20 protein-coding genes are annotated in these 21,038 nt (G+C 67.3%); 11 read left to right on the top strand and 9 right to left on the bottom strand.

What is annotated here, in order from left to right:
• Positions 1–228: 228 nt before the first annotated feature.
• Positions 229–963 (top strand): GAF and ANTAR domain-containing protein, encoded by a 735-nt coding sequence (locus ABIC21_RS05265; RefSeq protein ID WP_354349363.1) that lies wholly within the window; start codon positions 229–231, stop codon positions 961–963.
• Positions 964–997: 34 nt separating this feature from the next.
• On the opposite strand, the gene ABIC21_RS05260 is transcribed toward ABIC21_RS05265, so the two are convergent.
• Positions 998–1,750: a GAF and ANTAR domain-containing protein gene (locus ABIC21_RS05260; protein WP_354349362.1), complete on the bottom strand. Its 753-nt coding sequence runs from the start codon at positions 1,748–1,750 to the stop codon at positions 998–1,000.
• 197 nt (positions 1,751–1,947) lie between these two features.
• On the opposite strand from ABIC21_RS05260, the gene ABIC21_RS05255 reads away from it, so the two are divergent.
• The 3 genes from ABIC21_RS05255 to ABIC21_RS05245 all read left to right on the top strand — a co-directional run bounded on the left by ABIC21_RS05255 (position 1,948) and on the right by ABIC21_RS05245 (position 4,101).
• Positions 1,948–2,169, top strand: a complete 222-nt coding sequence (locus tag ABIC21_RS05255; RefSeq protein WP_354349361.1) for a hypothetical protein — start codon at positions 1,948–1,950, stop codon at positions 2,167–2,169.
• A 63-nt stretch (positions 2,170–2,232) separates the two neighbouring features.
• Complete coding sequence (locus ABIC21_RS05250) at positions 2,233–2,550, top strand: DUF6221 family protein (protein WP_354349360.1); 318 nt, start codon at positions 2,233–2,235, stop codon at positions 2,548–2,550.
• 237 nt (positions 2,551–2,787) lie between these two features.
• On the top strand, positions 2,788–4,101 hold the full coding sequence (locus ABIC21_RS05245; protein ID WP_354349359.1) for a S8 family peptidase: 1,314 nt from the start codon (positions 2,788–2,790) through the stop codon (positions 4,099–4,101).
• Positions 4,102–4,131: 30 nt separating this feature from the next.
• Here the strand turns inward: ABIC21_RS05245 and ABIC21_RS05240 are convergent, their stop codons facing one another.
• The 3 genes from ABIC21_RS05240 to ABIC21_RS05230 all read right to left on the bottom strand — a co-directional run bounded on the left by ABIC21_RS05240 (position 4,132) and on the right by ABIC21_RS05230 (position 7,522).
• Positions 4,132–4,743, bottom strand: coding sequence for a DnaJ family domain-containing protein (locus ABIC21_RS05240; RefSeq protein WP_354349358.1), 612 nt, complete (start codon positions 4,741–4,743; stop codon positions 4,132–4,134).
• Positions 4,744–4,892: 149 nt separating this feature from the next.
• On the bottom strand, positions 4,893–6,581 hold the full coding sequence (locus ABIC21_RS05235) for a long-chain-fatty-acid--CoA ligase (protein WP_354349357.1): 1,689 nt from the start codon (positions 6,579–6,581) through the stop codon (positions 4,893–4,895).
• A gap of 161 nt (positions 6,582–6,742) precedes the next feature.
• Entirely contained in the window at positions 6,743–7,522 is a 780-nt protein-coding gene (locus tag ABIC21_RS05230; RefSeq protein WP_354349356.1) for an SDR family NAD(P)-dependent oxidoreductase, read from the bottom strand.
• A gap of 83 nt (positions 7,523–7,605) precedes the next feature.
• Here ABIC21_RS05230 and ABIC21_RS05225 point away from each other — a divergent pair, with 83 nt between their 5' ends.
• The 4 genes from ABIC21_RS05225 (at position 7,606) to ABIC21_RS05210 (ending at position 9,761) form a co-directional block, all read left to right on the top strand.
• On the top strand, positions 7,606–8,211 hold the full coding sequence (locus ABIC21_RS05225; RefSeq protein ID WP_354349355.1) for a TetR/AcrR family transcriptional regulator: 606 nt from the start codon (positions 7,606–7,608) through the stop codon (positions 8,209–8,211).
• A 100-nt stretch (positions 8,212–8,311) separates the two neighbouring features.
• Entirely contained in the window at positions 8,312–8,851 is a 540-nt protein-coding gene (locus tag ABIC21_RS05220) for a TspO/MBR family protein (protein WP_354349354.1), read from the top strand.
• A gap of 62 nt (positions 8,852–8,913) precedes the next feature.
• Positions 8,914–9,411, top strand: coding sequence for a YidH family protein (locus tag ABIC21_RS05215; protein WP_354349353.1), 498 nt, complete (start codon positions 8,914–8,916; stop codon positions 9,409–9,411).
• A gap of 2 nt (positions 9,412–9,413) precedes the next feature.
• Positions 9,414–9,761: a DUF202 domain-containing protein gene (locus ABIC21_RS05210; RefSeq protein WP_354349352.1), complete on the top strand. Its 348-nt coding sequence runs from the start codon at positions 9,414–9,416 to the stop codon at positions 9,759–9,761.
• Positions 9,762–9,785: 24 nt separating this feature from the next.
• Here the strand turns inward: ABIC21_RS05210 and ABIC21_RS05205 are convergent, their stop codons facing one another.
• Positions 9,786–11,747, bottom strand: coding sequence for an ATP-binding protein (locus ABIC21_RS05205; protein WP_354349351.1), 1,962 nt, complete (start codon positions 11,745–11,747; stop codon positions 9,786–9,788).
• A gap of 442 nt (positions 11,748–12,189) precedes the next feature.
• Between ABIC21_RS05205 and ABIC21_RS05200 the strand changes: the two genes are divergently transcribed.
• Entirely contained in the window at positions 12,190–12,753 is a 564-nt protein-coding gene (locus ABIC21_RS05200; RefSeq protein ID WP_354349350.1) for a hypothetical protein, read from the top strand.
• A gap of 119 nt (positions 12,754–12,872) precedes the next feature.
• On the opposite strand, the gene ABIC21_RS05195 is transcribed toward ABIC21_RS05200, so the two are convergent.
• The 4 genes from ABIC21_RS05195 to ABIC21_RS05180 form a co-directional block, all read right to left on the bottom strand.
• On the bottom strand, positions 12,873–15,095 hold the full coding sequence (locus ABIC21_RS05195; RefSeq protein WP_354349349.1) for an alpha-galactosidase: 2,223 nt from the start codon (positions 15,093–15,095) through the stop codon (positions 12,873–12,875).
• A gap of 146 nt (positions 15,096–15,241) precedes the next feature.
• Positions 15,242–16,579 (bottom strand): ABC transporter substrate-binding protein, encoded by a 1,338-nt coding sequence (locus ABIC21_RS05190; RefSeq protein ID WP_354349370.1) that lies wholly within the window; start codon positions 16,577–16,579, stop codon positions 15,242–15,244.
• Positions 16,580–16,643: 64 nt separating this feature from the next.
• On the bottom strand, positions 16,644–17,585 hold the full coding sequence (locus ABIC21_RS05185) for a carbohydrate ABC transporter permease (RefSeq protein ID WP_354349348.1): 942 nt from the start codon (positions 17,583–17,585) through the stop codon (positions 16,644–16,646).
• 12 nt (positions 17,586–17,597) lie between these two features.
• Complete coding sequence (locus tag ABIC21_RS05180) at positions 17,598–18,554, bottom strand: carbohydrate ABC transporter permease (RefSeq protein ID WP_502935955.1); 957 nt, start codon at positions 18,552–18,554, stop codon at positions 17,598–17,600.
• A gap of 212 nt (positions 18,555–18,766) precedes the next feature.
• Between ABIC21_RS05180 and ABIC21_RS05175 the strand changes: the two genes are divergently transcribed.
• Both ABIC21_RS05175 and ABIC21_RS05170 read left to right on the top strand, forming a co-directional pair.
• Positions 18,767–19,972, top strand: coding sequence for a Gfo/Idh/MocA family protein (locus ABIC21_RS05175; RefSeq protein WP_354349347.1), 1,206 nt, complete (start codon positions 18,767–18,769; stop codon positions 19,970–19,972).
• A 10-nt stretch (positions 19,973–19,982) separates the two neighbouring features.
• Positions 19,983–21,011, top strand: coding sequence for a LacI family DNA-binding transcriptional regulator (locus tag ABIC21_RS05170; RefSeq protein ID WP_354349346.1), 1,029 nt, complete (start codon positions 19,983–19,985; stop codon positions 21,009–21,011).
• Positions 21,012–21,038: the final 27 nt, after the last annotated feature.

Raw genomic sequence — 21,038 nt, 5'->3', positions numbered from 1 at the left:
CCCGCCATTTTTGTGGCCACGAGCCAAGCGTGGTGTGTGGGCCCCCGCCGCCCGAGGCCCCCGCCGGGGCGCCGCGGGGGGGCCGCCCCGCCGCCGTCGACCGTCACCCGCCGCTTACCCTCTGCACAATGGAGCGGGCTATGCTTGAAGTGGCCGCCCGTTGAGGCGTCCCGGCTCAGCAGGGGGCATACGCAGGGTGACCGTGCCCTCACGCCGTAAGGCCCGCAAGTGCTCAACCAGCCATTCAATCCGCTCCCCCTCGATGAACTGACCGCGGTTTTCGCGCGCATCAAAGGCCTGCTCCTCACGAAGGACAAGGTAGACCGTGCGCTGCAGCTGCTCGTGCAGGCGGTCCGGGATGCCATCCCGGGATCAGCCGGAGCCGGCATCTCACTGTTCGACGGGCAGGGGTGCGGACGCAGCACCGCGGCGACAGCACACCTCGTGGGGCAGGCGGACGCCGCCCAGCACGACTTGGGTCAGGGCCCGTGTGTCGAGGCCTGGACGGAGGGGACAACCGTCCTGGTCCATGACGCCGCCGCGGATGGCCGGTGGCCGCTCTGGAGCGAGGCTGTCGCCTTACTGCCCGTCCGTTCCGTCGTCAGCACGACGCTGGCCGCCGTCGGCGGGCCCATCGGAACGCTGAAGATCTACGCTGCCCTCCCAGCGGCCTATACCGCCGCGACCGGGCATCTGCTCGAGAAATTCGCGGTTCCCGCGGCGACCCTGCTCGCCCATGTCCAAGGCTCCGACACTCCCCGGCACCTGAGCGGACCGCTCAAAGGCGCACTCACCGGCCGGGACAACACCAACCGTGCGTGCGGGATGCTGATGGAACGCCATGGGCTGTCGGCGGACCAGGCCCTGCGGGAGTTGCTGCGCCGCGCCCGGACTGACGGCACACCGCTGTCCCGGGTGTGCGCGGACATCCTCCATGGCACGCGGTCTCCCTCCGGCGGCTGAGAACCCCGGGGACCGGGCGCGGGCACGGCCGCCGTCAGCGCTTCTTGGCCATTTCCCCGCTAACGGTCAGCTGCTCCGCAACGTCGTGCAGCTTGATATTCAGCTCCGAGCTGGCCCGTGAGAGCAGCAGGAACGCCTGCTGGGCCGTGATCTTGTAGCGTTCCATCAGGATGCCCTTGGCCTGCCCGATCAGGTCCCGGGTGTCAAGTGCCTGGGTGAGCTGGCTGACCTGCTGGCTGCCGGCGACCGCGACGGCGGCGTGGGCCGCCACGAGCGCCCCGATCCGCTCGGATTCGGCGTCGAAGGCGCCAACACCGTGCCCGAACAGATTCAAGGCACCGAGGTGGGCGCCGTTCACAAAGAGCTGGAAGGAGAGCATGCTCCGCGCTCCGAGCTTGTAGGCCGCCCGCGAGAAATCCGGCCAGCGTTGGTCCGAGCTGAGGTCGGGAACGCTGACAACGCGCTCCTCATGGGACGCGTCAATGCACGGCCCCTGCCCTGTTTCGCTCTGCAGGGCGTCCACCTGGCGCGGAAGGTCACTGGAAGCCGCTCGCGAGTCGATGGTCCTGCGGCCCGTGATCAGGCTGACCGAGGCGTCGTCCGCATGCGGCACGAGCTCCAGGGCGGCGTGCACGATCCCGGCCAGCACGGACTCAGGGTCATCCTCGTGCTGGAGTGCTCGGGCGATGTCACCCAGCCGGGTGGCAAGGGCATCCGCGCTGATCGGCGGCTCGCCATGGGCGCCCGTTGACCGGTCACCAATGTCCGCTGAATTTGGCACCGTCATGGCGCACCCCTTTTGCCTGGTTGAATAGCTGCTCTCCTTCGAAATATACCCCTGCGAGCGGTCCCGGTAGCGGGCCTGAGACAAATTTCTAACGGGCCCGTAACCCCGTATTAACGTCACCGTGTAAGACTGGGCGCATCGGACTCAATCGAGACTGGCCCCTCCCTGCACAGCAACATTTTCAAGGAGCAGCAGACATGAACAGTCCAGAGCACAATTCCCCCGGCCCCCAGATCCACGAGACCAGCCAGGACCGTCCCGACCTGAGCAGCCTGCACGTCCGCGAGGACGTCGCCGTCACCGGGCGGTGCGGCAACGTCCACCTGCCCACCGGCCGGACCTGCGACCTGCCCGAGCGGCACGAGGGATCATGCCACTTCATCGGTCCCGAGGACGCGGAAAACCTGGCAGTCCACTAAGCGCCGGGGCCCGGCGGCAGCCGGGGCTGGTTGCCGGCCTAGGACCGCGCGTACGCTCGCGGTGTGGACATTGTCGATTTCCTGTCCGAGCGGATCAGCGAGGACGAGGCCGTGGCGCGGACCCTCCTCGGCGACCGGACTGTCTCGAAATCCGGCGCCTGGTACGAACAACGCCTGCTGCTCGAATGCGAGGCCAAGCGGCGCCTGATCCGCATCGTGGAAACCGCCCGGCAGGCGGCCCTCGCGTCGCTGGTCAGCGACCCCGGCCAGGATCCCGGGTGGATCCCGCAATCGCTGGAGTGGCTGGAGCAGTCGCTGAACGCCCTGGCCCTGCCCTATTACGACCACCCGGACTTCGACCAGGACTGGCTCCGCGCCTGATTCCCGCCACTGTCCTTCCCAACTAATGCCAAAGGTCCGTGTGCAACTGACAGTCGCAGGCCTAAGCTAGGACCGGGGGGCGCTCAGTAGCGTAGACGCTTAAGGGAGGCCACTATGTTCAGCCACGTCCGACGTCCGGGATCATCACGGGAACCAGTGCATGCAGCCGCGCGGGCACGCCGGAATGCCGGCCCCGCCTCACCACCGCCAGAAATCACCTCAAGGATCCGTCGGATCGTGGGCGGCATCGCGGCGCTGAGCCTGGCCATGGCCGGAAGCCTCGTCGCGGCAATCCCCTCGGCTGGCGCCGAGCAGGAACAAGGCTACATTGTCGTGCTCAAGGACGGCGTTGTTGACGCCGGCTCGGCGGCCGCGGCACAGCAGGACAGCTATGGCCTGTCCGTTTCCACGGTCTACCGGGATGCCGTAATCGGGTACGCCGCCACGATGAAGGCATCGGTTGCGGCCCGTCTCGCTGCTGACCCGAGCGTCGACTTCATCACCGTGGCCCGGGAATTCAAGAAGCCCAAGGACCCCACCCCAAGCACCCAGGTGGCGCCGCTCTGGCGCCAGAGGATCGGCGGTACCCTCCCCGAGGATCGCGGCCGGTCCAAGGAGGTAGTGGACGTCAACGTGGCCGTGATCGACAGCGGCATCGACGGTAGCCATCCTGAGCTCAATGTGCGCGGCGGCATTGACTGCTCAACCGGGTCGCCGGTCAAGGTGCAGCCCACGGATACGGTTGGCCACGGGACGTTCGTGGCCGGTGTAATCGGCGCCAAAGACAACAAGCAGGGCGTCATCGGCACGGCCCCGGGAACCCCGCTGTGGTCCGTGCGCGTCGTGAATGACGCCGATGTGATCACGGAAGAAATGCTCATCTGCGCCATCGACTGGGTGACGGCAACCCGCAAGGACAAGGATCCGGACAACAACATCGAGGTGGCCAACATCAGCATCGGCGGCCCGGGCGCCGATACCGACAACTGCGGCAAGGGCACGGATCCAATGCACTACGCCATCTGCCGCTCGGTCAAGGCCGGAGTCGTGTATGCCGTCGCCGCCGGAAACTCCGGGCAGGACATTGCCTCCACGGTTCCTGCCACGTATGACGAGGTGCTGACCGCCACGGCGATGGCAGACTTCGACGGCAAACCCGACGGCCTCGCTGCCCCGGTCTGCGGGCCCGAGGACTGGACCGAGGTGGGACAGCTGGATGACAGTCCGGCGTTCTTCTCCAATTACGCCAGCGAGCCAAAGGATAGGGATCACACCGTCGCCGGCCCCGGGGTCTGCATTACCTCCACGGCGCCGGGGGGCTACGCCGTGGCCCACGGCACCAGTTTCGCCAGCCCGGCCGTCGCCGGCTCAGTGGCGCAGTGCATCAGCGAAGGAAAATGTGAGGGCTCGGCGAAGGCCGTGATGTCACAGTTCCTGAAGGCCACGGCCGGCTACACGAAGAAACACCGCGGCTTCGGCTTCGAGGGCGACCCGCTCCGCCCGATCGATGGGCAGTACTACGGCTATCTGACCCAGATCGCGCGGTACTGAACCGAATAGCCGCCAGGGGCCAGCACGCCGCTAGGTACCGGACCAGATCCGCCGCCACCACGGTTGGCGGCTCTGGTCCTGTTCCTGTGGCCCGTCCAGCTCAGCGACGACGGCGGCGCGGGCCAGGCGGCGTTCCGCCCAGCGCCGGACCTCGGATTCGACGTCGCGGGTCTTTGTGACAACCGGCGGACCGCCCTGCAACTGCCGCCTGGCATCAATCACGCGGGCGTTGAAATCTTCCAGGAGCTGGCGGACCTGTTTCTCGGAGTGCAGCTCGTCGATCCGCGCCTCGAGCCCGGCGTCCTCGGTGCGGAGCAGGATGGCCTTGGGACCCATCCCGGTGATGTTTTCGCGCTGAATCAGGCCTTTGACCCACCAGTCGGGGTCGTACTTCTCCCCCAGCCCTGGGATGGGTTTTCCGGCGTATTTGAGATCGTCGAACTTCCCCTGCGCCATGGCATCACGGATCAGGTACTCGGCCCTGGCGGCATCATCGAACTTTGCGCGCAGCTCCCGTTCCCTCTCTTCGGCAGCGGCCAGCTCCTCCTCTTCCTGGACCGTCATTCCGCTCACCCGGAGGGAGCGGAGTTCTGCTGCCCGCTCCACGCGGCGCCGGAACGACCCCCCTGACCCGCCGCTCATGGCTCCCCACCCTTTCGTGGCTGCGTGGATATGCACCCTGCTTCCAGTATGCGAAGCAAACTCCCGGCAGCCAAGGACCAATGCCGGGGAGCCGGCAAGCATGAACGGGCAACGGCGGAGGCAGGCCTGGGCAGCGGTGTCCGCGGTCATCAGAGCGTGGGCAGCACCTGCCCGCGCACCTGCTTGCGCAGGATCTTGCCGAGCATGGAGCGCGGCATGTCCGGGATGGCAACGATCCGCTTGGGGACTTTGTAGCCGGCCAGATGCTCGCGGCAGTGGCCGCGGAGGGCGTCCTCGTCCAGTGCGGCTCCTGGTTCCAGCTCGACGGCGGCGACCACCAGCTCGCCGCCCCGTTCGAGCGGCTTGCCGACGACGGCGGCGTCCCTGACGTCCGGGTGCAGGCGCAGCACCGTCTCCACTTCGGTGGGCGAGACGTTGAAACCGCCGGTGATGATGAGCTCCTTGGCCCGGTCAACGATCGTGGTGAAACCGTCGTCGTCCACTGTCACAACATCGCCCGTCCGCAGCCAGCCGTCGGCGGTGAGGGTCTTCGCTGTTTCCTCCGGGCTGTTCCAGTAGCCCTGGAACACCTGCGGACCCTTGAGCAGCAGCTCCCCCGGCTGGCCCGGCACCACTTCCACGGCGGGGTCGTCCAGGTCGACAACCTTCATCAGGGTCGAGGGGAACGGCACGCCAATCGTGCCGTTGCGGCGGGTTGGGTGGAACGGGTTGCCCAGCGCGACCGGGGAGGACTCGGTCATGCCGTAGCCTTCGACCAGCAGCCCACCGGAGACCGATTCCCACAGCTCCACCACATGGTCCGGCAGGTTCATGGCGCCGGAGATGCAGTATTTGCACGAACGGAGCGAGATGCCCTTCTCTTTCGCGGCCATCGCGGTGCGCTCATAGATCGGCGGAACTGCGCAGTAGACCGTCGCGGGCGACTTCTTCATGGCGCCCAGCACCAGGTCAGGGTCGAATTTGGGAAACAGCACCAGCAGGCCCTGCTTGCGGATGCCGTAGGTGAGGTAGAGCGTCATGCCAAAGGCATGGAACATCGGCAGGATGGCGTAGAAGATTTCCTTGCGGTACTCCGCCCCCTGCATCCAGGCCTCACCCTGCAGGGCGTTGGAGTACAGGTTGAAATGGGTAAGCATGGCGCCTTTGGGACGGCCGGTGGTTCCCGAGGTGTACTGGATCGCGGCGAGATCATTCACGGCGGGGCGGGCGTGACCCGGATCGATGGGGCCGTGACTGAGGAGTTCCTTCCACCGTGTAGTGCCCGGCGCCGGAGCCGTCAGCGCCTCGCGGGACTCACGCAGATTCTTCACGGGCAGGTGCAAAGCCAGACGTTTGATCGCGGGGAACGCCTCCAGGAGGTTGACCGCGACGACATGATCGATCTCGATGTCCGACGGGAAGTCACGGACGGCAGCCGCGGCCTTGTCCCAGGTGATGACGACACGGGCCTGGTGGTCCTCGAACTGGTGGCGGAGTTCCCGGGAGGTATACAGGGGGTTGTGTTCGACGACGACGGCGCCGAGCCGCAGCACCGCGTAAAACGCGACGACGTGCTGCGGGCAGTTCGGCAGGATCAGCGCCACGCGGTCGCCGGCGCGGACGCCAAGCCGGCGCAGGCCCTCGGCTGCCCGGTCGACCTGTTCGCCGAGTTCGGTGTAGCTGGTACGGCGGCCAAAGAACTCGAGCGCGGGGGCGGTGCCTGCCTCGGCCACGGACCGCTCCAGCATGGCAACGAGCGACTCCGCGGGCAATTCAATGTCAGCCGGGACTCCCGGCTGGTAGTTCTTCACCCAGGGCTGCTGGTCAGTGTGCTCCATGCTCACATCTTGCCGTGAACCGCCTCCCCCCGCGAATCCCTGCCCTGCCTCCGTCCGTGCGGCCTCCACCTCCGCGTCCCCCAGCGGACGCGCAGTTCGACACGGGCGCCAGGACCCAAGGAGGTTCCCGCCGTCGTCCTCTTGCGTGTGCCGGGCTGCGGTCAAACCGCGGACCAGCCGCCGTCGGAGGCCAGGACGGCGCCGTTGACGTTGGTGCCGTCGTCGCTGAGCAGGAAGGTGATGGAAGCCGCCAACTGGGCCGCGGTGGCAGGGGCCGGGATGTTTGCCCCCATGAGCGGGCCGAGGCGCTCGGCGGCGAGCTGGGACCCCCAGGTGGCCTCGATGTTGGTGATGGTGGCGCCGGGGGCAACGGCATTGAAGCGCAGGCCCTTGGGCCCGTACATCACCGACGAGTTTCTGGTCAGGCCGATGACCGCGTGCTTGGAGGCGGTGTACGCGGCGCCGGCGGCGGAACCGCGGAGGCCGGCCTCGGAGGCGACGTTGACCACGGAACCGGAACCCGCCTCCAGCATGAGCGGCACCACGGCGCGGGTCAGGCGCATCAGGGCGGTGACGTTGATCCTGAACACCCTGTCCCACGTGGCGTCGTCCACCTCGTGGATCGGGGCGAAGTGGTCCATGATGCCGGCGACGTTCGCGAGAGCGTCGACCCGGCCGCCCGCGGCGGCGACGACGGCGGCGATCGTGTCTTCGTCGGAGATGTCACCGGCCACGGCGACCACGTCCAGGCCGCTGTTCCCGGCGACCAGGGCGTCCAGCCGCTCGGGGCTGATGTCAGCGGCGATGACCCTGCCGCCTTCCTTGGCAACGCGCAGGGCCGTGGCCAGGCCGATGCCCGAACCGGCACCCGTGACGATGACGGTTTTGCCGGCAAAGCGGCCCGCCGTGATGGATTCCTGCCATGAATCTTCGTTGCCCATGATGCCCTTCCGAACGTTTCCAGCGCTGACATCTTCCACCTTATGACACGCTGTGTCATTATGGAAGGGTGAATACTGGTGGGATGTCCCCGCAAGATCCCCAGCCCGCCGGCACACGTTCCGCCGGGCGTCCCGCAACCATCGACCCGGACGCCATCGCCAGCCTCGCGCTGCGGCTCTTCGCCGAGAACGGCTACGAACGAACCTCGATGGAGGACATCGCCCGCGAGGCAGGCATTGGGCGCAAGAGCCTCTACCGGTACTTCTCCAGCAAGGCCGATCTCATCTGGGGTGGCATGGAACCGGTGATAGCAGCCTCGGGGGCGGCCCTCGAGGGAACCCGAGGCGGGCGGGAAGACGGCGCCGGCCTTCTGGCGGGACTGCGGGCGGCCGCCGTTGCCGGGGTGGCGGTCATTCCTGATCTTTCCGTGTCGCGCGGGCGGCTGCGCCTGATCGCCGAACATCCCGAGCTCGCCAGCCGGAGCTACGAATCCCTGGCGCCCCAGCGCGAGCGGGCCCGGCAGCACCTGATCGGCCTCGGCGTTCCCGAGGACACGGCCGGCTACCTGTGCGCCGCCTACCTGGCTGCGACGTTTGAAGCGTGGATGCGGTGGGCCGCGGGCACGGACCCGGATCCGGTGCCATATCTGCTGGCTGCCGTCGAGGTGCTGCGGGTGCCGGGGACCTGACTCGTTCCGCGGACCGCTGGGGACCGCGGGCGGATGCGACGGCGGGAGGTCCCGCCGTCGCGGTTTGACGTACCGGCCCCCGATTGTCCACAGTGAGTCAGTGCTTGCCAACGTAGAAAAAGGTCTCCCGCGCCCCGCGCTGACGGGCGGTCGCCCCTGGCAGCGGCAGGTGGCGGCCCTGACCGGCTTTCTGGCGGTGTCTTGGCTCGTGTCGCTGCTCGGCTCCCTGCCGATCCGAATGAACGCCGGCTGGTACGCCCTGGCTGATAAGGCACCGTGGACACCTCCGGGGTGGATCTTCGGCTCCGTGTGGCTGGTGCTCTACGCCGCCATGGCTGTCGCTGCGTGGCTCGTGTGGCGGCAGCGGCTTTTCCCCCGCAGGGCTGCATTCAAGGTCTATGGGGTCCTGCTGCTGCTGAACCTGGCGTGGCCGCTGATGTTCTTTGGCTTGTACCCGCTGGTGGGGGCCGCCGCCCTGTGGCTGGCGCTGCTCCTGATTGGCGCCCACGCCGTGGTGGCCACACTGACCGTGCTCCTGTTCGGGCCCATCAGCAGGACGGCCGGATTGCTGATGCTGCCCTACGTTTCGTGGCTCGTGTTCTCGGCAAGCCTGAACCTGTACGCCGCCGTGAACAACTGACAGGTGCCGGGCGGCGGCAGGAGTGTGTGGAATTATTCCCAGGGTGGCATCCTGAGAGCATCATGACCGCACACGAAGAGACACCCGAGACGTCACACACCGGCCGCGAGGCACCCGGCCGCGAGGCTCCGGCTCAGGCCCCGAGCCGCGCCGGAACCGGAGGGGCGGGGGCCGTTTCCGACACTTACCGGGGCCGCCGCGGGATCCTGGCTCGGGCGCTGGGCGGCGGAACCGACCCGGATCCCCGGTTCACGCTGGCCAACGAGCGCACGTTCCTGGCCTGGATCCGGACCTCGCTGGCGATGGTGGCCGGCGGCATCGCCGTCGAGGCCTTCACCTCGGGGCTGTTCACCCCGGAAATCCGGAAGACCGTCGCTGTGCTGCTGCTCCTGCTGGGGCTGATGACCGGCGGCGGCTCGTTCTTCCGCTGGCTCAATGTGGAACGCGCCATGCGGCACCAGGCTCCGCTCCCGGCGCCCCTGCTCGCTCCGATCCTGGCCGCCGGCGGCTCCCTTGTTGCGGCTGTGCTGATCGTTTTTGTGATCGGCCGGCCGGCGTAGCCATGGCGAAAACCAGGGCCGTGGCGGTGCATGGTGACCCCGGCCTCCAGCCCGAGCGGACGGACCTCGCCTGGCGCCGGACCTCGTTGACGCTGGTAACGGCGGCCTGCATCTTCCTGCGCTGGGTACCCCATTACGGCTGGTTTGCCGGAACCCTTGTGGCGGCTTCACTGCTGGCCGCGCTGGGCATAGCCCTCACCCAACGACGCCGCTACCACCACCACGCCAGCGGCATCGGCGGAGCGGTGATGGCCGCGAATATCAGGGGGACGGCCGCCATCGCCGGCAGCGTGGTGGTACTCGCCGGACTGGGCATCTACACGGTGCTGTTCCTGCCGCTGCAGGGTTAGGCTGGGGCCCTGCGGGTGCGCGTATCAGCTCAGGAATGACAAATGGATGTCGCTGCCAAAACGGCGGATGATGTCCCGCTTGGCGCTGTGGAAGGCGTCGAGGTTTCCCGCATGTCCGTGCTGTTCGATGCTCCGCCGTGCCAGCTCGTCGGAGATCACGTCCATAAAGAGTTCGGCGAGGAGCAGCCGCGCGGAGTCCCGGAAGCGACCGCGGCCGTCGACATAGAGCCGCACGGTCGGAGCACCGGTGTTGATGATGACCTTGCGCTCCGCGGCGCTGTAGACGGCCCGGTCCGCGCTGTTGTGCAGGTTGCGGAATTCGTAGCCGACGAACAAATCCATGCCGTGGTCCCGGGGCACCCGGTGCGCCACCGGGTGCCCCGCGGACTGGCCGGCAGGCTGGCCGGCAGGTCGAACTACAGAGACGTGCGGGGGCTGGCGGTCGCTGCGGTGCGAGGCGTGCTCGGCCACCACGATCTCGCACCAGGCCCAGTAGGCACCGGCCCGGACCGTGATCTCGCCGCGCTCCCCCGGCACTTCACCCGCGACCGTCCACTCGATCCGCTGGGTTCCGCGCAGGGAGTCGACCGGCACGGCAACAGGCGCCGGCTCAATCCCCATCGAATCCGGCAGGTGGAGCTCGAAGGTGAGCTGTTCGCCGTCGGGCAGCCGCCCTGCATCGATCAGCAGGGCGACGTGGAACGGGTGCCCCGGCTTCCGGTAATAGAACGGCGTCGTGAAGCGCAGCGCGGCCGGTAGTTCCTCCTCGGCCGGGGTTCGGTCGGCGGATTCCGGGAATGACTCGATGCCCAGGTCGACAACGGCCGCCTCGCTCATGTGCTGCAGCAGCCGCTCGATCATCTCGGCGGTGCGGCCGGAGGTGGTGGCCCGTTCCAGGTGGGTGAGTTTCTCCTTCTCGGCCTGCACTGCGCTGCTGATCATGGCGCTGACGGCCTGGGAGAACGCCGCCACGAACGGATCCTTGAAGTTCAGGCCCTCCCGCTCGTCGCTGATAACCGCCTTGCCGCGGCCCAGCATCTGGGTCAGCGCCGCACAGCGCACAACCCCGAAGAGATATTCCGTTCCCACCTGGTTCTCGTACTCGAACAGCGTGCAATCGAGCGCTGCCATCCCGGAGAGGACCACCAGCCCGTTGGTGCGTTCATCGCCCTTGAGCGTGAGCTCCACGTCCTTCGCCCGCTTCAAGGTGAGCGAAAAGGAATACTCCTGCCCGTCGTGGCTGAAACTTCCAGGGTGCTCCGGGCCAATGAGGAGGAGGGCCGGAGGCTCCTCGAAGCGGATTGCCGTGGAGCCGTCATCCCCGGTTCCGTGTTGGCCCGCTGCCCGGACAGGCATCAGTTCCACCGTGCGGCGATCCAGCACGTCACGCACGTAGATGTTGTTGGACATAGACTGCAGCAGGGTGGCGTGCTGGGTGATCGTGACGTGGGGATTGTCGACGACTATGGTCACCCGGGTGCCGCTCTCGGCGACGCCGGCGGGAATGCCGAGCCGGGCGAAGTCCGCGGGAAACGCCCGGCGGTCCTCCTCGCCGTCGTCGTAAAGGTATCCCCCGTTCTCGCCCCGGAATACGTCGATCCGGGTAAACCGGCCGTTCTGGATGGTCTCGATCCAGCCGTGGCCGAGGCCGAAGATAGCCTGCTTAAGTCCGCGGCCGAAGTACCCGCGGCCGTTGCCCTCGCCGCGGGAAAGCGGGCTGTGCGCGCCGCCGTAGGTGAGGATGCGGGCCGCTTCTTCGAAGGACATGCCCTCCGCCTGGTCCGTCACCATAAGCACGGCGCCGGTGTGGTGCCGTTCGTAGCCGACGTGGATTGTGCCGGTCACCGGGGCTCCAGTTTTCTCCAGCCGGGCGTAGCTGTCGTCGCTGTTGGTGATCAGCTCCACCAGCGCCTTTTCCACGGAAGCGAAACGGCGGGAGTCAATCCCGATTACCCGCTGGTCCACCTGGATTTCGGCAACCGTCATGGCGTCTCCCTCATTCGCAGCGCCGTTGCTGCTCCACCTGCCGGCGCCGGACGGTGCCGATAGGTGGAGCGTAGCATTTTGATGCTTCCCGGGGCTCGGAAGGAGGTCCAGCTTCGGTAGCTGACGCGAACCAAGTAAACCGGGAGGCCGAACCGAGAGTAGGAAAGCGAATAGATAGGTCGCCGGTACTCCTGACCTGCGGCCGCCAGGCCCATAGCGTGAACCGAAAGAATAGGGTCAGGCTGCCTGCCGAATTTGTAAACGGAAGGACCAACGTGCGACCAGCCCGCACAGCGTCCGGTGCCACGGGGTGGGCACCGGCCGACAGGGGACCACTGCACCGGCGGCATTCCGTCCCTGCCCCTGGGCGTCGTTCTTTCCGCACGGCGTTCGCGGTCCGTGGAATCTGGTCTTCGACGACGAATTCGACACCCTGAACACAATGTTCTGGACTCCTTACTGGTTCAACGACTGCAACCCCAAATCGGTGATGAACAACGTCAAGACCTGTTCGCGCAACGTACGGGTAGCCAATGGCGAAGCGGTTCTCCAGCTCACCGACGCCGAGTCCGGCGCACTCCTCTCCACCAACCCCAAAGACGGTGCACCCGGCCACGCGGGCTTCGAGTTCACCAGCGGCTTCGCCGAAGCACGGATCTACTTCCCGGGAACCTGCAGCAGCAGGATCCCCAACTGGCCAGCGTGGTGGACAGTGGGGCAGCGGTTTCCCCACACCGGAGAAATCGACATAGCGGAGGCCCTCAGCGGTGATATGTGGAGCGTCTATCACTCAGCGGAGGGGAAGAAATCCCGCAACGTCCCCGATTGCTTGGCCGGCGCGTACCACAGTACGGTTTGCACCGGAAGGCCGGAGCCAACGACATCTACTACGACGGCCGGCTCATTCACTCCTATGCCACGAAGGACGGCAACAGCCCGCGTTATCTACTCCTCAATGTGGGCGTTTCGGGGGGTTCGCGGCTTTTCGGTGAGCGGGGCAGCATGAGGGTGGACAACGTGCGGGTGTGGCAATAGCCGGTCCTGACAGTCATCGATTGCTCCGCAACGGCCGTTTTGGGGGCTCAAAAGGGCCGTTGCGGAGCAATCGATGGGCGGGACCGGGGGTCAGGCGGCGGTGATCTTCAGCAGCAGGGCGTGCTCCGGATTGAGACTGGGCATCGGCAGGCCCACCTCTGCCAGGAACCGGCCGCTGGCCGTGGCCCCGGATGCCAACCAGGCCGGGGGCTGGACCTGGGTGTAGGTGTGGGCATAGTCGGCGTCGCCCGGGGCGGGGAAGACCGCTTCCACCCGGTAGGCCGCATCGGCGGCGAGGCCCGGGATCGCGATCCGGCCGGGCTGCTCCGCGGGTGAGGTCCGGGTGCTGACCAGGGTGAACAGGGCCGCCGTCGAACCAGCCACGGCGGGCCCGCCATCGGCAGCCACCACACCGTGCAGCATCAGGGATTCGTCGGCCAGGTCGGCCCGGACCATCCGGCCCGAGTGGATGAGTCCGCGGTGCTCCTTGTAGATGCCAATGAAGCGCTTGAGCTCCTCGCGCTCCGCGCCCCGCACCTGCCGGACGTCCCATTCCATCCCGAAGTGCCCGAACAGGGCGGTGAGGGCGCGGAAGGAGAGGTCGTGCGTGCGGGCCGTGGTGTGCGAGGTGGTGGGGCCGACGTGTCCGCCCACGAGTTCCGGCGGGAGAACCATTCCGGTCCATCGCTGGATGGTCTGCCGTTCCAGGGCGTCGTTGCAGTCCGAGGCCCAGACCCGGTCGGTCCGTTCCAGGATGCCGAGGTCCACCCGGGCGCCGCCTGAGGAGCAGCTTTCAATCTCGACGCCGGGATGCGCGGCCTTGAGCGCGTCGAACAGCCGGTACGCGGCGAGGGTCTGTTCGTGCACCGAGGCGCGGCCGGCGTGGCCGTGCTCCAGCAGGTCCCGGTTCTGGTCCCACTTGAGGTAGCTGATGTTGTTCTCGCGCAGCAGCGCGTCCACGCGGTCGTAAATGTACTGCCAGGCGTCCGGGTTGACGAGGTCGATGATGTGCTGGTGCCGCCATTCCAGCGGCAGCCGCCCGCCGTCCTTGTAACTCTGCACCGAGGGGCCGACAATCCATTCCGGATGCGCCCGGACGACGTCGGAGTCCAGGTTCACCATCTCCGGCTCCACCCACAGCCCGAATTCCATCCCGCGGGACGTCACGGCGTCGATCAGCGGGGTGAGCCCGGACGGCCAGAGGGTCTCGTCCACGTACCAGTCGCCGAGGCCGGCGGTGTCATCGCGGCGGCCTCGGAACCAGCCGTCGTCGAGCACGAACCGCTCGACGCCCAGCTCCGCGGCGGAGTCCGCGAGTTCAATCAGGGTGGTGAGGTTGTGGTCGAAATACACGGCCTCCCAGGTGTTCAGCACCACCGGGCGCGGCTTGCCGGCAGCGGCAGCGCCGGTCTGCGACAGCCCGGCCGCGGCTGCGGAGGGCAGCACGTGGTGCGGCCGGTTCCGGAACCAGTCGTAGAAGGACTCGCTGATGCCGTCCAGGCCGCGGTCCGAATAGGCGGCGAACAGCGCGGGCGTCGTGTAGCTGCCGCCGGGGGCCAGGATGACCTCGGCCGGGCCCAGCAGTTCGGAACCGCCGATCATTGTCCGCCCGTCCCCGATCGTGTCCGCGAACTGTTCGTGGTTGCCGCTCCAGGCCAGGTGGGTGGCCCAGACCTTGCCGTGGCGGTTGCCGAAGCCGGCGGTGCCGGCGGCGAAGAGCAGCGAGGAATCGTGGCCGGTGCGGCCGTGCCGGCCGGTGCGCACCCAGGTTCCCTGTTCGATGGCGCGGCGCTGCGGGTGGCGTTCCCGGCACCAGCGCCCGGTCAGGTCCAGGAGCTCGACGGCGTCCGGCGCCACCGGGAGGACCGTGGCCAGTTCGTCGAGCTGGTACGGCGAGGTGCCGGTGTTGGTCACGGTGTGGCGCAGTTCCAGCAGGCCGCCGTCGTGCAGTGTGAGGACGGATGCGACGCGGATCCCGGCGTCGGCATCTGCCTGGATGATAACGACGGCGCCGGCGCCGTCCGGGGTTACCTCGGCCACGCGGAGGCGGGCGGAGAAGTCGTAGCCGGGAACGCCGTCGGCGATCCGGTGCCCGCGGAGGGCGGGGCGGCCGCGCCAGCTGGAGGAGGCCTGCGGGAGGAGCCCGGCGGGGACGGCTGCGTCGACCGCGGAGTTCGAGACGGGAGCGCCGAGGATGGCCAGGTCGGGCAGGGCATCGCCCAGGTCGGCACCCCAGTGGATGACCTCAGCCTCCCCGCTGTCGAAGCTGATCACCAGGCTGGTGCTGGCGGAGCGGAGGTACAGGGGTTCCATGGCGGGTCTCTTTCGGTGGTTCGGGGCGCGTCCGGGACGCGGGTTGCGAAGTGCGGGGGTGGTCGCAGTACAGGTGTGGTCTAAGGGGGAAATACCGGATGCCGCCGCCGCGAGGAGGTAGCGGCGGCATCCGGGGCGGGTGGGCCCTACTTGAACAGGGCGTTGACCTGGTTGTTGGCTTCCGTGAGCGAGCTGGCCGGCTTCTTGCCCGCGAGGACGGCGTCCATGGCCGGCTTCATGATGCCGTCCACCTTGGCTGCCTTGTCCGCAATCGGGAAGAGGAACGTGGTGCCGTCCTTGATGTGGGTGGTGAAGGCGGAAACGTCGGTGCCCTTGTCAGCGAAGGCTTTGGCGGCGACTTCGGAGGAGCTGGTGATGGCCGGGAAGACCACGGCCTTCTTGGCGACGACGTCCTGGCAGGCGGTGGAGCCGAGGTATTCGACCCACTTGACCGCGCCGGCCGGGTTCTTGGTGCCGGCCCAGACGGAGTCGGCCAGTCCGTTGAACATGCTGGCCCGCTTGCCCTCGGGTCCCTTCGGGGTGGGGGCGAACGCGGTTTCCACGCCCTTGTAGCTCTGGTACTGGCCGATCAGCCAGTCGCCGGTGGTGTTGATCGCGGCCTTGCCGGCGCCGAAGTTGTCCGCGAGGCTGGCGCCCACGGTGGTTTCCAGCTTGGGCATGTAGCCCTTCTCGATCAGGCCGGCCCACCAGGCGATGGTCTCCTGGAAGCGGGGGTCATCGTAGTTGAACTCGGTGCCCCACGGGTTCTTGTCGGTGTGGGTCCAGCCGGTGGTCGCGGTCAGGAAGCTCCACTCGGTCTGGCCCTGGCCGGACCCGCCGCCGGCGAGGCCGAGGCCGTAGACCGCGACGTTGTTCTTGTCGAAGCCGGCCTCGTCGCCGCGCACACCGTTCTTGTCCACGGTGAGGTGCGCGATCGCCTTCTCGTAGCTGCCGCCGTCCTGCGGGTTCCAGTCCAGGTTGGCCATCTGCTCGGCGCTAAGGCCGGCGGAGTCGGCCATGGCCTTGTTGTAGAACAGGCCCACGGTGTCCCAGTCTTTGGGCAGGCCGTAGCGCTTGCCGTCCTGGCCGACCCAGAGCTCGGGCAGCCCCTTGGTGTAGCTCTCCAGCTTGATGCCGTCCTTCGCGACGGCGTCGTCCAGGGAGAGCAGCTGCTTCTTCGCGGCGTACTCGGGGTACTTGGAGAGATGGTTGGTGAAGACGTCCGGGGCCGTGCCGGCGACGAAGCCGTTGGTCAGTGTGGTCCAGTAGTCATCCCAGCCGCGCTGGGTGATCTTGACCGTGATGTCCGGGTTGGCCTTGGTGAAATCGTCCGCGCACTGCTGGTAGGCAGGGAGCTGGTTGGCGTCCCAGAGCCAGTAGTTGATTTCGCCCTTCGCATCGGCTGAGGGCGCGGAACCGCCGCATGCGGACAGGGAGAGGGCGATGGCTGCGGCGGCAGCGACGGCGCCGAGGGTCTTCTTCATGATGAGCCTTTCAGGGATGTGCATAGTGGGAGCGTGGGGTGGGGCGGAAGGAGTGGTGCGGGGGTTATTTGATGCCGGAGAAGCCGATGGAGTTGACCACCCGCTTGCCGAAGGCGATGAAGAGCAGGAGGACCGGCAGGGCGGCGATCAGGGTCGCGGCCATCAGGCCGGACCAGTCGGGGGCGCCCTGCGGGGACTGGGATTTGAAGACGCCCAGGCCCACGGTGAGGACGCGGACGCTTTCGTCCTGGCCCACCAGCAGCGGCCAGAAGTATTCGTTCCACTGGCCGATGAAGGTCAGCAGGGCCAGGGTCGCCAGCGGTGCGGCGGCGTTGGGCAGCACGATCTGGAAGAAGATCCGGACGTGCTTGGCGCCGTCGAGCATGGCGGCTTCCTCCACTTCGCGGGACATGGAGAGGAAGAACTGGCGCAGGAAGAAGATGGCGAACGGTGTCATGAACAGGAAGGGCAGGGCCAGTCCGGCGAACGTGTTGAGCAGGCCGAGGTTCTTGATCATGAGGAAGTTGGGCAGTGCGGTGAAGATCGGCGGAACCATCATGGTGGCGAGGAAAAGGCCGAAGACCACGTTGCGGCCGGGCCAGCGGAGCCGGGAGAAGGCGTAGGCGGCCATCGCGCTGAAGAACACCTGCCCGGCGGTGGTGACAGTGGCGAAGATGATGGAGTTCCGCAGGTACAGCCAGAAGTTGATGGCGGCGCCGGAGCCGCCTTCGGCGATGGCCTCCTCGGCGGTCTGCAGGCCGAGGACCCGTTTGAACGCGCCGAGGCTGAAGTCTGCCGGCAGCAGGTTGCTGGCGTTGGAGGCGAGCGAAGCGTTGCTGGAGAGCGCGGTGCGGAGCATCCAGAGGAACGGTGCCACCGTCACGATGACGGCGACGACGACCAGGGTCCAGGCGCCGGCGCGGCGCCAGTTGAAGGGCTTCTTGTCGGCGGGCCGGCGGCCGGGCTTGCTGGCGGGCGTCTTGCGGGAGAGTGCGGAGGTTGTCATGGCTGGTATTCCTTAGTCCAGATCCGATTCGTCGCCCTTGAGGAACTTCATCTGGATGAAGGCCACGAGGGCGAGAATGACGAAGAGAATGACGGACAGGGCCGAGGCGTAGCCGAAATCGGATTCACCGAAGGCCTTCTGGTAGATGTACATCTGGATGACGCGGGAGGCGTTGATGGGGCCGCCGCCGGTGGTGACGGCCACGGTGTCGAAGACCTGGAAGGACCCGATCACGGTGACCACCAGGACCAGCACCAGCACGGGGCGCAGGAGCGGCATGGTGATGCTCCAGAAGGTCCGGGTGGGCGATGCGCCGTCCAGGGAGGCGACCTCGTAGACATGGTTGGGGATGGACTGCAGCCCCGCGAAAATCAGCAGCGCGGTGTAGCCCATGTGCCGCCAGACGTTGACGCCGGCGATGGTGGGGATGGCCCACTGCTCGCTGCCGAAGAAGGCGATGCGGGGCAGGCCGAACCAGTTGATGATCTCGTTGACGATGCCGATCTGGTAGTCCAGCATCCAGAACCACAGCAGCGCGACGATCACGTTGGCGACGAGGAACGGCAGCAGCAGCGCGCCGCGGATGAGCGTGGATTTGGCCACCCGGTGCATCAGGAGCGCCAGTCCGAGGGCGATGACGGTCTGGAATCCGATGTTCAGGCCGACGTACTGGAGGGTGACCGCCATGGCGTTCCAGAACAGCTCGTCGGCGAAGATCGCGGTGTAGTTCTTGGTGCCGATCCAGGTGGGATCCCCCAGGACGCTGTACTCGGTGAAGCTGAGGTAGACGCCGCGGATCGTGGGGACCAGGTAGAAGGCAACGAAGCCGACCATGGCCGGGAGGATGAACAGCAGTGCGATCCGCAGGTCGCCGAGGCCGCGGCCCCGGCCGGGCCGGGAAGCCCTGCCGCGGTGCGAAGGCTTGGATCCGCCAGCCACGGGATCCGGAAGTTTGGTGATGGTAGTCATCGTTGACTCTTCCTGATGGTGTGATGTGGGTAACAACTGGGAATGAATCTACACGAGTAGATTCGTGCTGGCAAGAGATAATTTCCAGAAATACGCGGCTTTTCTTGTACCCGCCGGTAACCGTTGACTCGAGTAGATCGTCGTGGGACACTTTTGCCGAGCGCCCGCGCGGGCACAGCACCCGGCATTCCGGGTAGATCGGGTAGGTAACAGTGACGTTTTCCCTCGGAGTCGTCGGTGTCGGCCAGTTCGGTGGCCACTTCGCCCACCTCTTCAAGCTTCACCCCGGTGTCAGCAAGGTCGTCGCCGTCGACGAACGTCCGGAACGTGCCGCAGCGGCCCGCGAGCAGTGGGCACTGGATGGCACCATGGCCAGTTTCGAGGACCTGCTGGCGTCCGACGTCGACGCCGTCGCCATCTTTACCCAGCGCTGGACGCATGGTCCGCTCGTGGTGCAGGCCCTTCGGGCCGGCAAACACGTCTACTCGGCGGTCCCCATGGCCATCACCGAAGACGAGATCGCTCTCATCATCGAGACGGTCCGCGAGACCGGGCTGGTGTACGCGATGGGCGAGACCAGCTTCTACAACCCGGCCACGGTCTACGCGCGGGACCAGCACGCGGCCGGCAGGTTTGGCCGGATCTTCTACGCCGAGGGCGACTATGTCCACGACATGGACCTGGGCTTCTACGAGGCTTACCAGTACAGCGGCGGCGAGCGATGGAAGGAAACAGCCAGCTACCCGCCCATGCTCTACCCCACGCACGCCATCGGCGGGGTCCTGGGTGCCGTGCCGGCCCACGCCGTGAGCGTCAGCTGCGTCGGGGTCAAGGACGACCGTCCGGACGGCGTCTTCGATAAGGACGTCAGTATGTTCAGCAACGATTTCTCCAACGCCACGGCCCTGTTCGAATTGAACGACGGCGCAGTGATGCGCACCAACGAGATGCGCCGCGTGGGCTACCCCTCGCACATCCGCGAATCCCGTTTCCGCTTCTTCGGGACCGAGGCAAGCTTCGAACAGCTCGCCACCGTCAGCGTGTGGCAGGACAAAAAGGACGTTCATGACATCTCGGCCCAGCTGGAGACCCGGCCCAGCATTCCGCTGGACGATCCGTCCCTGGCGGACGTCGCCCCCGAACTGCGGGACGCCTTCATCTCCGGGCTGGCGCCGGTGCACGACAGCAGCCGGCTCCCGGAGGAATTCCGGGGCGCACCGAACGGGCACGACGGGAGCCACCAGTTCCTTGTGGACGACTTCGTGACTGCGGTCAACAGCGGGTCGCTCCCGCCGGTCAACGCGTGGGTCGCGGCGCGTTTCACGCTGCCCGGAATCGTGGCGCACGCATCGGCCCAGCGCAACGGCGAACGCCTGCCCATCCGCGATTTCGGCGATGCGCCGACCGCTGATAGTTAGCATGTACCCCATGACAACTTCGGCAGTGCACACCCCCCGCGGCCCGGTGACCCGCAAGGACGTCGCCCGCTACGCGGGCGTGAGCACCGCCGTCGTCAGTTACGTCGTCAACGGCGGCCCGAAGAAGGTGGCCCCCGCCACCGAGGCCAAGGTCCAGGATGCCATCCGCATTCTGGGCTACCGGCCGAACGCAGCCGCGCGAGCCCTGAAGCTCGGCTCCAGCGAGACCATCGGCCTGGTCATCCCGGACAACACCAACCCCTTCTTCTCGCTGCTGGCCCACGCCGTGGAGGACGCCGCCGCCGAGCTCGGCTATGCGCTGCTGCTGACCAACTCCGACGGCAACCTGGCCAAGGAGCGCCGGAACATCCGCAACCTCGCTTCCCGCCAGGTCGACGGCGTGGTGCTTGCCAGTGTGCTCTTTGAACCTGACCTCGAGGCACTCGAATCGGCCGACATCCCCGCGGTGCTCCTGAACCATGGCGGCCAGGCGCCAGGCTTCAACAGCGTGGGGGTGGATCTCGCCGCGGGCGCCCGGATGGCGGTGGACCACCTGATCGGACACGGGCACACCAACATCGCCCTCGCCATGGGCACCAACACGGGCCAAGATTACGACCTCCGCGAAGAGGGCTGGCAGCAGGCGCTGGCCGCGGCCGGGCTGCCGGAAGGCCCCATAGTCCGCGGACCGTTCAGCCGGGAGGGCGGCTACGCCGTCGGCCGCAGGCTGCTCGCCTCGGCGAACCGTCCCACCGCCATCTTCGCCAGCTCCGACATGCAGGCGATCGGCATTCTGCGCGCCATCCACGAAGCCGGGCTGACGGTGCCGGGCGATATCGCCCTGACCTCCTTCGACGGTTCCGCGGAGGCGGAATACAGCTGGCCCGCCCTCACCACCGTGGAGCAGCCGGTCCGGGTGATGGCGGACGCTGCCGTCAAGGCCTTGGTCGGCGCGAGCCGCGGCCAGCCGTCCGGTCACCAGACATTCCCCACCACGCTGCGGATCCGGCAGTCCTGCGGCTGCGCCGCGGCGGCCTAGCGCCCATCGGCTGCTCCACGGCGGCCA

It is taken from the genome of Pseudarthrobacter sp. PvP090 (genome assembly GCF_040547365.1).
Taxonomy (GTDB): Bacteria; Actinomycetota; Actinomycetes; order Actinomycetales; family Micrococcaceae; genus Arthrobacter.
This window is presented reverse-complemented; position numbering and strand designations above follow the sequence as displayed.